This window comes from Kitasatospora brasiliensis (genome assembly GCF_032654805.1).
Lineage (GTDB): Bacteria > Actinomycetota > Actinomycetes > Streptomycetales > Streptomycetaceae > Kitasatospora > Kitasatospora brasiliensis.
In genome coordinates this window covers 183,579-196,575 of the sequence record NZ_JAUOOW010000008.1, presented here as the reverse complement: position 1 = coordinate 196,575, position 12,997 = coordinate 183,579, and the positions used below count along the sequence as shown (strand labels likewise).

The 12,997-nt window shown below is 72.7% G+C and carries 8 protein-coding genes; 3 read left to right on the top strand and 5 right to left on the bottom strand.

What is annotated here, in order from left to right:
• Positions 1-45: 45 nt before the first annotated feature.
• Both QWJ13_RS29520 and QWJ13_RS29515 read left to right on the top strand, forming a co-directional pair.
• Entirely contained in the window at positions 46-2,439 is a 2,394-nt protein-coding gene (locus tag QWJ13_RS29520; protein ID WP_316528298.1) for a virginiamycin B lyase family protein, read from the top strand.
• A gap of 74 nt (positions 2,440-2,513) precedes the next feature.
• Positions 2,514-3,137 carry a TetR/AcrR family transcriptional regulator gene (locus QWJ13_RS29515; protein WP_316528297.1) on the top strand — a complete coding sequence of 208 codons (624 nt, stop codon included), beginning with the start codon at positions 2,514-2,516 and terminating at the stop codon, positions 3,135-3,137.
• Positions 3,138-3,199: 62 nt separating this feature from the next.
• Here QWJ13_RS29515 and QWJ13_RS29510 read toward each other — a convergent pair whose 3' ends face one another.
• The 3 genes from QWJ13_RS29510 to QWJ13_RS29500 all read right to left on the bottom strand — a co-directional run bounded on the left by QWJ13_RS29510 (position 3,200) and on the right by QWJ13_RS29500 (position 9,128).
• Positions 3,200-6,433 carry a bifunctional cytochrome P450/NADPH--P450 reductase gene (locus QWJ13_RS29510; protein WP_316528295.1) on the bottom strand — a complete coding sequence of 1,078 codons (3,234 nt, stop codon included), beginning with the start codon at positions 6,431-6,433 and terminating at the stop codon, positions 3,200-3,202.
• Positions 6,430-7,377 carry a helix-turn-helix transcriptional regulator gene (locus QWJ13_RS29505; RefSeq protein WP_316528294.1) on the bottom strand — a complete coding sequence of 316 codons (948 nt, stop codon included), beginning with the start codon at positions 7,375-7,377 and terminating at the stop codon, positions 6,430-6,432. Before QWJ13_RS29505 ends, QWJ13_RS29510 begins: the two co-directional genes overlap by 4 nt.
• 80 nt (positions 7,378-7,457) lie before the next feature.
• Positions 7,458-9,128 (bottom strand): amidohydrolase, encoded by a 1,671-nt coding sequence (locus tag QWJ13_RS29500; protein WP_316528293.1) that lies wholly within the window; start codon positions 9,126-9,128, stop codon positions 7,458-7,460.
• A 229-nt stretch (positions 9,129-9,357) separates the two neighbouring features.
• Here QWJ13_RS29500 and QWJ13_RS29495 point away from each other — a divergent pair, with 229 nt between their 5' ends.
• Positions 9,358-10,641 (top strand): hypothetical protein, encoded by a 1,284-nt coding sequence (locus QWJ13_RS29495; protein WP_316528478.1) that lies wholly within the window; start codon positions 9,358-9,360, stop codon positions 10,639-10,641.
• A gap of 30 nt (positions 10,642-10,671) precedes the next feature.
• Here the strand turns inward: QWJ13_RS29495 and QWJ13_RS29490 are convergent, their stop codons facing one another.
• Entirely contained in the window at positions 10,672-11,973 is a 1,302-nt protein-coding gene (locus tag QWJ13_RS29490) for an MFS transporter (RefSeq protein WP_316528292.1), read from the bottom strand.
• 86 nt (positions 11,974-12,059) lie between these two features.
• Entirely contained in the window at positions 12,060-12,890 is an 831-nt protein-coding gene (locus QWJ13_RS29485) for an aminoglycoside phosphotransferase (RefSeq protein ID WP_316528290.1), read from the bottom strand.
• Positions 12,891-12,997: the final 107 nt, after the last annotated feature.

Below are 12,997 nucleotides of genomic sequence, written 5' to 3'. Positions count from 1 at the left end.
AGGACGGGACGCGGATGAGGTGTTCCCATGCCCACCATGCCGACCATGCCCACACCCACACCCTTCACCGCGCGCGGCCGCCGTCCGGGCCGTCTGCCGGATTCCCGTCAGGCCGGCCCGTCGGTCACCGGCCTGCCCGGGGTCGTCACCGAGTTCGTCCTGTCCACGCCGGGCAGCTCTCCCTACCCGTGGGACCTCGCGGCCGGGCCCGACGGCAATCTGTGGTTCACCGAGTACGACCGGGGGCTGGTCGGGCGGATCACCCCGGGTGGGGCCGTCACCGAATATCCGCTGCCCACCCCGGACGGCGGCCCGACGGGGATCGCGGCCGGGCCGGACGGCAACCTGTGGTTCACCGAGTACGACAGCGGCGTGATCGGGCGGATCGCCCCGGACGGGGCCGTCGCCGAGTACCGCGTCCCGAGCCCGAACAGCTTCCCGTGGGGGATCACGGCCGGGCCGGACGGCAATCTGTGGTTCACCGAGTACAACAACGGCGTGATCGGGCGGATCACCCCGGACGGGGCCGTCACCGAGCACCCGCTGAGCGACGCGGGCAGCGGGCCGACGGGGATCACGGCCGGGCCGGACGGCAACCTGTGGTTCGTCGAGTCCACCGGCAACAAGATCGGCCGGATCACCCCGGACGGGGGCATCACCGAGCACCCCGTCCCGACGGCGAACAGCTCCCCGTGGGACATCGCGGCCGGGCCGGACGGCAACCTGTGGTTCGTCGAGGGCGCCGGCAACCAGATCGGGCGGATCACGCCGGACGGGGAGTTCACCGAGTTCCCCGTGCTCACCACGGGCAGCCAGCCGTCGGGGATCGTGGCGGGGCCGGACGGTGACCTCTGGTTCACCGAGTACCTCGTCGGCAAGGTCGGGCGGATCACCCCGGCCGGGTCGGTCACCGAAGTCGCCCTGTCCCCCGGGGACAGCGGGCCGACGGGGATCGTCGTGGGGCCGGACGGGAACCTGTGGTTCACCGAGTACGACCGGGGGCTGATCGGGCAGATCACCCCGGGCGGGTCCGTCGCCGAGTACCCCGTGCCCGTCCAGAACAGCCATCCGCTCGGGATCACCGCCGGGCCGGACGGCAATGTGTGGTTCACCGAGTCCACCGGCAGCCGGCTCGGGCGGATCACCCCGGCCGGGTCCGTCACCGAGTTCCCGCTGCCCACCCCGGTCAGTCTCCCGTTCGGCATCGCGGCCGGACCGGACGGCAATGTGTGGTTCACCGAGTACTTCGGCGGCGCGGTCGGGCGGATCACCCCGGCCGGGGACATCGCCGAATTCGCCGTTCCTCATGCGAACGCCTTCCCGTTCGGCATCACGGCCGGGCCCGACGGCAACGTCTGGTTCACCGAGTACTGGGACGGCGCGATCGGACGGATCACCCCGAGTGGGACCCTCACCGAGTTCCCCCTGCCCGCCGACGGCAGTCGCCCGCTGGGGATCGTGGCGGGACCGGACGGGAACCTGTGGTTCACCGACTACTGGGGCGGCAGGATCGGGCGGATCACCCCGACGGGGTCCGTCACCGCGTTCCCCCTGCCGACCCCCGACAGCGGGCCGACCGGCATCGTGGCCGCCCCGGACGGGAACCTGTGGTTCACCGAAGCCAGGGGCAACCGGATCGGGCGGATCACTCCGGCGGGGTCCGTCACCGAATTCCCCCTGCCCAACCCGGACAGTTCCCCGTACGCCATCGCGGCCGGGGCCGACGGCGACCTGTGGTTCACCGAGTCCACGGGCGAGCGGATCGGGCGGATCACCCCGGCCGGATCCGTCACCGAATACCCGCTGCCCACCGCGGACGGCCACCCGTTCGGCATCGCGGCCGGACCGGACGGGAACCTGTGGTTCACCGAGTACGTCGGCGACAGCATCGGACAGGTCACCTCGGGCGTCGGCCCCGCGCCGAATCCGCTGGAGCAGGAGCTCTTCGACCTGGTCAACCGCGCGCGGACGCACCCGGAGCTGTATCCCCTTCTGGAGCCGGACCCGCAGGGCGAAGCGGTGATGAGCGCCTGCCCCAACCCCTTCCGGTTCTCCCAGCAGCTCAGGGACATCGCCTACGACCACAGCGGCTACCTGTCCACCGTTCCCAGCGACCAGGTCCAGCAGGACTCGAACATGCATCGGGGGCCCGACGGGAAACTGGTCTGGGAAAACGGCGAGCCCATGGACCTCGCGGGCTACAAGACCTTCCGCGGGGAGAACGTCTACTTCCAGCAGGGGCAGCCCGAGCCCGCCCCCAGCCCCGCTCAGGCGATGGAGTTCTGGATGCAGCGGGACGCGGCGTGGCATTGGGGGCACCGCAACCTCATCCTCAACTGCGCCGCCCAGGAAGCCGGGGTGGGCTACTTCCACCAGGCCCGGCCGCCGGGCAGCACCGAGATCCAGCACTACTGGACGCTGGACGTCGGTACGCGCTGACCCGCGTGAACCCGTCCTGCCGCCGGTGGCGAGAGAGCGACTGAATCGGGGGACTAAGTCCCTATAATCGCCGGATGGCTCATGTCACCGCCGCCGAGCGCCGCCCGCAGCTCATCAACGCGGCCATCGACCTCATGTCCCGGGAGGGCGTCGCCGCCGGCAGCACCCGGGCGATCGCCGGCGAGCTCGGGGTCTCCCAGGCCACGGTGCACTACACCTTCGGTACGAAGGAGGACCTGTACCGGGCGGTCATGGACCAGATCACCGACGAGCTGACCGCTCGGGTGGAGCGGGCGGCGCCGGAGGGCGCCGGGTTCGCGGAGACGATCGCCGCGTTGGCCGGTGAGTTGTGGCGCACCATGCTGGAGCCGGCCACGAATCACCAGCTGCTCACCGAGCTGACCATGTTCGCCCTCCGTACGCCCCGGCTGACCGAGGCCCGGCAGGAGCACTACCGGCGGGTCATCGAGGTGACGGCCCAGCTGGTGGCCGCGGCGGCGGCGCGGACGGGGCACGAGTTGGCCCAGCCCGCGGCGACGGTCGCCCGGTTCTTCCTCGCCGGTTTCGACGGGCTGACGATGCAGCGCCTCTGTCTGCCGGACGAGGACGCCGAGCGGGTCGGCCTGCAGGCGCTGGTGTCGGCGACCGTGGCCCTGGCCGGGGGGCGGCTGGAGCTCGCGGACGTACCGACGGACTGAGCAGAGGCTCGTGAGGCGAGGCCCACCGTCGTCGACGGCGGTGGGCCTCGCGCCGGCCGGGGTCAACCGGCCCAGACGTCCTCGACGTAGCGGCCGGACCCGATCAGCTCGGCCAGCCAGGCGGCGGCCTCCTCCTCGTCCGCACCGGTGTGTTCGCGGTGGACGGCCATGAACGCCTCCCGCACGGCGGGGGCCATGCGGCGGCCGTCGCCGCAGATGTACACCCGGCCGCCCGCCTCCAGGACCGCCCGGACCTCGTCGCTCTCGCGGACGATGCGCTCCTGGACGAAGCGGGCGCCGTCGACGGGCGCGTGCATGAAGGTGGGGCGCATGCTGACGGCCCCGGCCGCCTGCGCCGCCTCGAACTCCTCCCGGTGCAGGTAGTCCACGTCCGGGTGGTCGCAGCCGAAGTAGCACAGCAGGGTGCCGGTCGAGCCGGTGTGGTGCCGGTCGAGGACCGCGCCGCGGAAGGGCGCGAGGCCGGTGCCGGCGCTGACCAGGATCACCGGGACGGACGGGTCCGCCGGGAGGCGGAAGGACTCGCCGCACGGCAGGATCCGCGCCTGGACGGTGTCACCGGCCCGGATCGTCCGCACATGGTGGGAGGCGATGCCGCGGAAGGTGCCCTCGCCGCCGCGGTGGGGTGCGGCGAGCAGCGAGACCATCAGGTCCACCTCGCGGGGCTGGGCCGCGGCGGAGGACGAGACGGAGTAGTGGCGGGGGCGCAGCACCGGTAGCAGTTCGAGGAACTGCTCGAAGGGCAGCTCGCAGGCGCGGTAGCGCTCCAGCAGGTCCAGGACGCTGTGTCCGGCGGCGCTCACCCGCTCCCGGAACTCCTCCGGGCTCGCCGTGGCGAGTCGGGTCAGCGGCTGCTTCTCGGGCGGGCAGGCGGTGTGCGCGGCGAGCACGGCGACCTGCTCCCGGGTGGCGGCGTCCTGGAGCTCGACGAAGTCGGTCAGCAGTCGGCGCAGCGTCAGCGGCCGGTCGACGGGCAGGGTGTTGCGGCTGCGGCGGCGGGCGCGCAGCCGGACGGTGCGGTCCAGGTCCAGGCCGAAGCGGTCGGCGACCCGCTGCACCAGGGCCTGCGGGTTGCTCGGGAGCAGGGCGAGGTGGTCGGCGGTGCGGTACGTGACGCCCTCGGGCAGTCGCAGCTTCAGGAAGCGCTTGGAGCGGCCGAGTTCGTGGTCGGTGTCGACGAGTTCGCGGGCGTCGAGTACCTCCATGGGCAGGAGGCCGTGGCGGGCGGCGAGTCCGGCGGTGACGGATGCGGCGGTGTCCTGGAGTTCGTAGAGGCCCTGGCCCTGGCCCGCTGCCTCGTCTCCCGCGTCCCCGGGCGGGCCGGCTTGGGCGGCCTCCTCCGTCGCCGCACCGTACCGGTCGAGCAGCGCGGCCCACAGGTCGGCCGTCCACCGGTCGACCGTGCCCGCGAAGTCACCGGAGGCGTCGGCGGCTCCGCGGTCGAGGAGCGGGGTGGCGCCGGCCGCCGTCAGGCGCTCGTCGATGAGGGTGGGGACGCGCTGGTAGGTGGCGGCCCAGTTGCGGTCGCCGACGCCGAGGACGGCGTACCGGAGGCCGTCGAGCGCGCCGGGCTCCAGGCCGTCGAGCCAGGCGACGAACTCGGCCGCGTCGTCGGTGGGCCGGCCGTTGTACGAGGCGGCCACGATCACCACCGGGCCGTCCGCGGCGTGGAGCCTGCCGGTGCGCTCGTCCAGGGAGGCGACGGACGGGGTGAAGCCGTGGTCCTCGGCGTCGGCGCCGAGGTCGTGCGCGATGCCCGCGCTGGTGCCGAGGTTGGAGCCGTGCAGCAGGGTGAGCGCGGTGCCGGCGGCGCGCCGGACCGTGGTCGTGGTCATGGTCGTGGTCGTGGCGGGGGCGGGGGCGGGCGTCCTGCGCTCGCCGCTGGTGCGGCGGGCCAGGTGGAGCGTGAACGCGTCGGGCTTGATGGTGAGCGACGACTTGATCTTCAGCTGGTAGTCGGCGTGGTCGATCAGACGGTAGCGGTGCACCAGGAGGCCGAGCAGCAGGGTGGCCTCGTGCAGGGCGAACTGCCGCCCGATGCAGGCGCGTTCGCCGCTGCCGAACGGCTTGAAGAGGTGGACCGACCGCGCCTGCTCCCGCTCCGGCGAGAAGCGCTCGGGGTCGAACAGCTCGACGTTCTCGCCCCAGGCGGGGTCCCGGTGCAGGGCGGGGGTGATCACCATCAGCGATTCGCCCTTGCGCACGGCGTACTTGCCTCCGATGACCGTGTCCTCGACGGGCTCCACGGCGAAGCCCGGGGCGGTCGGCCACAGGCGCAGGCTCTCGTTGAGCACCTGGCGGATGTAGGTGAGCTTGCCGATGTCCCCGTAGTCGGGCTCGGGGTTCTCCGTGTCGCCCCACAGGGCGTCCACTTCGGCCCGGGCCCGGTTGAGGACCTCAGGGTGCTTGGTGAGGTAGTAGAGCGCGAAGGAGAGGGCGCCGCTGGTGGTCTCGTGCCCGGCGATGAGGAACGTGATCACCTGGTGGCGGATGTTCAGGTCGTCCAGCGGCTCGCCCGTCACCGGGTCCTTCGTGTGCAGCATCATGCCGAGGAGGTCGTCGGTGCCGGTGTCACCGGAGGCCTTGCGCTGCCGGATGACGTCGTCGACCAGGTCCGTCATCAGTTCGGCGTCCCGGCGGAAGCGTTCGACCTGCTTGCGCTTGAAGAACTCCGAGCCCGGGATGGATTCGCCCTTCTCCTGGGTGTAGTGCAGGGCGCGGGCCATCGCCTCGACGAAGGGGTGGGCGTCGTTGCGGCGGAACGAATCGAAGTCGTAACCGAAGCCGCACAGTCCGATCGTGTCGAAGGTGAGCCGGGTCATGTCGTCGGGGACGTCCACCAGCTCCACCCCGGCGAGCCGGTCCCACTTGCCGATGAGGGACCGGGCGACCTTGAGCATCGTGCCGTGGTAGCCGCGCATCGCGCCCAGCGAGAACGCCGGCATCAGGATGTCGTGCGCCTTGCGCCAGTTCGGCTCGTGGTGGAAGGCGGTGAACAGGCCGTCCCCGGCGATCTGCCGGACCTCGACCAGGTCCCCGTGCACGTTCTTGCGGAACCGGGTCTCGTCGGCCAGTTCGGCCACCAGGTCGTGGCCGCCGACGGCGACGGTCTCGGTCCCGAAGACCCGCAGCCGGTAGATCGGCCCCAGCTCCTTGAACTCCTTCATCAGGTGGAGCAGGGCGTCGGCCCCGCCGGGGAGGCCGAGGGCGTGGCCGATCAGGGGGAGCGAAGGGCGCTCGGGGATCGCCTGGCCCCGGCCGACGGACGTCTGAGTCATGAACGTGCCTTTCGTTGCACACCAGTTGCGCACCAGCTGTCGCTTGGGAGAAACCATATAGGCGACATGGTCAGGTGCTCATGTCGGGTGACTGTATTGATCGACACGGTCGGGTGAGGGAACCAAAGAGGCGCACGGAACGTAGCCCCGGCATCACGTGACGGCCGGATCGCCCGGATCAGTGGGAGGGTTCGATGCCCCAGGCAGCCGCCCGGGCGGCGGCGGCCGCGCGGTTGGGGAGGTCGAGCTTGGCGAGGATGTGCTCGATGTGGGTGCCCACGGTGCGGGGCCGTGACGAACAACCGCTCGGCGATCTCCCGGTTGGTGCGACCGGCGGTCAGTTCGGCCAGCACCTGGAGTTCGCGCGGCGAGAGCCCGCCGGGCCGACGCGCGGCGGCGTCAGGGGCGGAGTCGGAGGCGGAGGCGGTGGCGGTGGGCGCGACCGCCGCGGCGAGGGCCTCGGTGAGCAGGGTGACCGCGGCGCGGGCCGGATCGGGCGCGCGCCCCGGCCGACGGCTGCTGACGTTGAGCATGCCGACGTACCGGCCGTCGGCGGCGAACAGGCACTGGGCCACGCCGTCCTCGATGCCCAGGGGGGACAGCACCGTCCGGAAGCCCGGGGAGGCCGCCAGGAGCCGTCCGGGGACGTCCCCGAGCCAGAGCCCGCCCCGGGCGGGGCTGTGGAGCACGGGAAACACCGGGTCGTGGTGGAGCCGCGTCTCGATGTACGAGGTGGCGTCGTCCGGGTAGCTCCCGGCCAGGGTGGTGTGACGCCGGCGCAGCGGATCCCAGCGGGCCAGCGAGGCGTGGTCGTAGTCGAGCAGCTCCGCCAGAGCCGCCAGGACCGCGTCGAAGCCGGTCGTGCCGGCCGTGGCGCTCCTGGCGGCCTCGCGGACGTGGACGGCCGCGTCCAGGATGTCCGCCGCACTCCGCTCCGCTGCCATTCCCCAAGGATGATCATGGACCCGGGGTGCGTCAATCGCGGGTGTCAGGCGCCGTCGGTCGCGTACGTCAGTCGGCTTCGTCAGCCGCGAAGGGTGTCGTGCACGATGCGGCCGTCCATGACGGTGAGGACGACGGGCATCGACGGGATGTCTCGCGGGTCGGCGGCGAGCAGGTCCCCGTCCAGCACGCACAGGTCGGCGACCTTGCCCGGCTCCAGGGAGCCCTTCCAGTCGTCGGCGAAGTCCTGCCAGGCCGCGTCGATCGTGTAGGTGCGGATCGCCTCGGCCAGGCCGATGCGCTGCTCCGGGCCGCTGACCCGGCCCGCGGCCTTCGACTCGCGCAGCACCATGGTCGCGACCCCCTGGCGCCAGTCCGGGGCCGTGACGGGGGCGTCGGATCCGCTCGCGACCCGCACGCCGGCGTCGATGGCGTCGCGGTAGGGCCACGCGTACGCGGCCCGCTCGATGCCGACGAACTCCTCCTCCATGTCGGAGACGGTCCACTTGATGGTGGGGTTCATGTTGACGCCGAAGCCGTGCGCGGCCAGCACCTCCATGCTGTGCGCGGTGAGGAAGTCGCCGTGGATGACGTAGTGGCGGGCGTCGGGCCGGGGGTGCTCGGCCATGGCCGCGGCGAAGGCGTCCGCGACGGTGTCGATGGCCCGGTCCCCGGTGACGTGGACGCCGAGCTGGTGCCCGGCGGTGCGTTCGGTGTCGGTGTCGCCGCCGACGCACAGGGAGCCGCAGCCGCCGCCGACGTACGGCTCGTGCATCCAGGCCGTCTTGTTGGGGACGATGCCGTCGGCGAAGACCTTGACCCCGTGGACCGCGAGGCGGCGCGGGTCCGCGCCGCCGGCCTCACCTGCGAGTGCCGCGAGGCCGCGGGCGAACTCCTCGGTGGTGCTCGCCATGCCGGTGGGCAGCAGCAGGACGCCGACGCGGGCGGTCAGTTCGCCGTCGGCCAGCAGTTCGCGGTAGACGTCGAGGGTCTCCCCGCCGAGCGCGCCGCGCATGATGCCCTCGCCGCCGGGGCCGAGGCCGGGCTCGGTGTAGCTGGTCACGCCGAGCCGGGCGAGGGCGGCGAGGGTCGACCTGATCGCGTCGGTCCGCTCCGGCCGGCTGAGCGGCGGCAGCGCGTTCCGGACGAGGTCCTGAGCCCCCTCGTGGAGCAGCCCGGTCGGCTCGCCCGCCTCGTCCGCGACGATGGCTCCGCCGGGCGGGGCGACGGTGCTGCGGTCGATCCCGATGAGCTCCAGGGCCTTGGAGTTGACCCAGGTGGCGTGTCCGGAGAAGGAGTACAGGACGACGGGATGGTCCGGGCTCACCGCGTCGAGGTCATGCCGCGAGGGCTGCCGCAGCGGATCCCCGACGCACTCGTCGAGGTAGCCGGTGTCCCAGCCGTGTCCGGTGATCCACTGCCCGGCCGGGGCCCCCGCGACCGCCTCCCGTACCGCTTCGGCCACGTCCGCGAGCGAGGAGACGGCGGGGTGTCCGAGGTCGAGGGAGAGCGGCGGCGTCGCCATGCCGAACGCGCACCCGTGGAGGTGGGAGTCGTTGATGCCGGGCAGCAGCGTCGCCCCCCGCAGGTCGACGACCCGGGTGCGGGGCCCGATGAGCGGCACGACCTCGTCCCGCCGGCCGACGGCGCTGATCACCCCTGCGGTCACCGCCAGGGCCTCGGCCACGGAGAACTCCGCGTCGACCGTGACCACCCGCCCGTCGAGAAACACCAGATCCGCATGCGTGTCCATGGAGAGCCCTTCCGGAGACCGGGCGCACCGCGGCCACCCCGCGACCGCCCTCCCGAGGACTATCGCCGCGCGCCCCGCCGCCGCGCATCGGTCATTCCACCGATACGGCGCCCGGGCGGTAGGGCGCGGGCGGTCAGGGCTGGCCGGTTCCGGCCTCACGCCGCCCTCCGGTGGTCGCTACAGTCATTCCTGGCCTGACATATACATGACCATGGGAGGGTGGATGATGATGCGCCCCGTACGACCCGTCAGCCGCATCGGCACGTCACTCATGGCGGTGACCGCCCAGGCGGCCGCCGTAGCGGTCACCGCCGTGGGCCTCGCCGCCGCACCGGCCGCCGCGGCACCCGCCGTCACGGCCGCGCCCCAGCCTGGCAACACCTGTACGGCGGCCGACCTCGGCACGCGCCACCCGTACATCAAGACCACCGAGGTGTCCCCGACGATCACCCACTTCAAGGGCTGGTACGTCACCGAGGGCACGACGGGCAACCAGACCGTCAGCACCAGCACCGAGACCACCATCACGGTCTCCGTCGGCCTCAGCGGCAACGTCCAGGACACCTTCTCCGTCGAGACCCTCGGCACCGTCGCCGCGACCCTGGGCCTGGACGTCAAGGTCAGCTACTCCTCCACCAGCAGCGTGTCGAACTCGGTCACGTGGAACTTCAACCAGCCCGGCTACTACGGCGTCTACAAGGGCACCAAGAAGGTCACCGGAACGTACGGAAGCCTCAACTGCAACCGTGTCCAACAGGGCGACGGCAGTTGGGCGCTGAAGTGGATCCAGGGATCCGGCAGCGGCAGCTTCACCACCTACACCACCCTTGAGGAAGGCGTGGTGCGCTGCCAGGACCAGGTGCCCTCCGGCAGCATCATGGCCAAGGCACAGGGCCTCCTCGCCTGCGGCTCGCCCGCCGCGAAGGCCGAGCACCCGGCGGGCGAGGTCGCCCCGACGGCCGAGCAGGAGCGGGAGCGGGACCGCCTCGCGCAGGGCCCGGCTCCCACCGGCGGCCCGTCCGCCGAACAGCCCAAGGCCACCGGGCACGGCTCGCTGGCCGCCCTCACCTGCGAGACCGCCGTCTACAAGATCGCCGTACCCGGCACGCCCCTGTCCTGGGGCGCGCCGCTCCTGGCGTCCGACGGTGTCCGCCTGCGGCCCTCGACGATCTTCAGCGCCCATCTGGACAACTGGCGCCTGTGCAACGTGACGGAGACCAACGGGGTCCTTGAGGCGTCCCTGTGGAACTGGGGCAACGGCGGGTGCGCGACCATCGCCGCGCCGGACGCGGCCACCGACCGGGCGGTCCTGATGACGGCCACCTGCGCGGAGGACGACCTCCAGCGGTTCTTCATCTACCGCGACGTACCCGGCAGCTCGAAGATCGGCGTGCAGAACAAGTACACCGGCTCCATGATGGGCCACGACCGGTACGCGGACGGGGAGTTCATCCGCCAGTACGCCAGCGGCAGGCCGGACGGCACGGGCACGTACACCCTGGTCGGCGTCTGACGGCCCGCTCGTCCCCGGCGTCTGGCGGCCCTACGACCGGGCCTGGCGCTGATCCCGCAGTGGTGCCGAGGCCAGCCCGGTGACTCCGGCGACGCAGCCGAGGACAGCGCACAGCGCGATCGCGCTCCTGGCGCCGGCCGCGCTCGCGAGCCGGCCCAGCAGGTTGTTCGCCATGACCAGCGCCAGGCTCTGCACGAGCGTCAGCAGCGACTGGACCCGGGACGCATGCGTGTCCGGGGCACCGGCAAGGACCAGCGGGCCTATGTGACAGGCGAACATGCCCGATCCCGCACCGACGACCCCTGCCGCGGCCACGGCTGCGGCAGGGGTCGGAGCCGCCGCGAGTCCGGCGAGCCCCACGGCGGCGAGCGCCAGGCCCAGGCTCGCGCCCGTGCCGATCCGGCGCATGGGACCCAGGCGGGCGGCCGGCAGCGCGGCCAGGAACGTTCCGACGCCCTGCCCCGCCGCGACCAGGCCCGCCGATCCCGGCCCCCAGCCCTCGGAACGGGCCAGCAGCGGGCCGAGCAGGGAAACCGCCGGCAGCAGCACCGCCGCAGCCGCTGCCGTCAGCAGCAGCGCGGGTCGAAGGACGGGATCCGTCGCCGCGAGCTTCACCCCGTCGGCGATCCCCGCGAGCAGGCCCTCCGCCCGAGGGGGCCGCTTCGTCCGAGGGGGCCGCTTCGTCCGGGAGGGTCGCTTCGTCCGGGAGGGCCGCTTCGCCTCGGCCGCCGGACGCACCCACACCATGACGGCCAGGACGGCGGCGAAGCTGCCCGCGTCGACCAGGGCCGTCCCGCTCAAGCCCGCCATCCCCACCAGCACCGCCCCCAGCGGGGCCCCCAACAGGGAGGCCACCTGGCCACCGGCCTGCCGCAGGGCCAGCGCCCGGGGAAGCTGTTCCCCGCTCACCAGGCATCGCGGCATGGCTCCCGTCGCCGGGAGGTAGAACGCGTCGACGGTCCCGACCACAGCGGCGAACCCGAGCAGCATCCATGGCGGCGTCCCCCACGTCCGGGCCACCACGGCCAGGGCGAGTACGGCCGCGAGCATCGCCACATCGCCGGCGATCATCACACGGCGGGCGCCGAAGCGGTCACCCACCGCCCCGCCCGGCAACAGCAGCACGGTCCGCGGCAGGGTGATCGCGGTCAGCACCAGCGCGGCCGTCTGACCGCCGTGGGCACTGGCCGCCCAGCCGAGGGCGAAGTAGAGGGCCGCGTCACCGACCAGCGAGGCGCGGGTCCCCGCGAGCCAGAGGAGGTACGACCGGGGAAGAGCCGTTCGCGAGGGGGCAGGGGAGACAACGGGTTCCGTGCTACCGAGTGATGCCATGGCCGCTGACCATAGGACCCTCGACTTGGTCGAGGTCCAGTGACGGGCCGCGCGATCGCCCAGGCGGTCGGCGCACCGGTTAGGCATTAGGCAAGCGACGGCTTGCCCATCCGGTATCCGGCCCATCGGACCGCGGCATCACGGAGCCCGAACGTCCATGCGTTGGGGTGATCATCGGCCGTGCGCCGCCAGTAGTTCGCGTGGGCGGTGGCGAACAGGTCGAGGGCGCGATCGGACGCGGTGGACCACACCGGCACCTTGGCGGCCCACTGCTCGGCCTCGTGAACGGCGTGCCCGGAGAAGACCAGCCAGACGATCCAGCACGCCGGGTCGATCCACCCGGCGCCGCGGGTCGCCCAGGGCCAGTCGACCAGCCGCGCGGTGTCCGGACCGGTGGCGAGGCCGGTGACGAGGACGTTGCTGGGATTCCAGTCGGTGTGCAGGAGCGCGCCCCCGCCGAACAGCTCCGCCTCGGCGGGATCGTCGAGGTAGGCACCCCACCGCTCCACCGCGTCCCCCGGCTCCACCTCGGGACAGCCCAGCTGCCCCAGAGCCGTCAGGGCTTCGACCACCAGGGGAAGGTCCGCGGATCCCGGGCCGTAGCCGGCGCTCCGGCCCGCGAGGTGCTCGAAGCCGACCAGGTCCCAGCCGCCCACGACCGTGCGCCACAGCGCCCGCGGCCCGAGGGGGACGACGTACGGGTTGATCGCCCACTCGCGCTGCTGCGTCCACGCCTCCGCGTGGTCCGTCCTCATCCCCTTGACGAAGAACCGGCCGCGAGCGCCGTCCACCATGACGGCGATCTGGCTGCTGAACCCGGAGCTCACGGACTCGGCCCGGTCGATGGAACCGGTGTGCTCGCGCACCGCCGCGACAACGTCTTCTGGGAGGCTGTCCCAGCTCTGCCTTCTCGACACGGCCAGGACTCTAAGGGCCCCGACCAGCCCGGCCCCTCGCCGCCGACCACCCGGCGGTGGTTTCCGGCCACAGCACCCGGCAGGGCGGAGCGGCGGGGCGTGGCGCA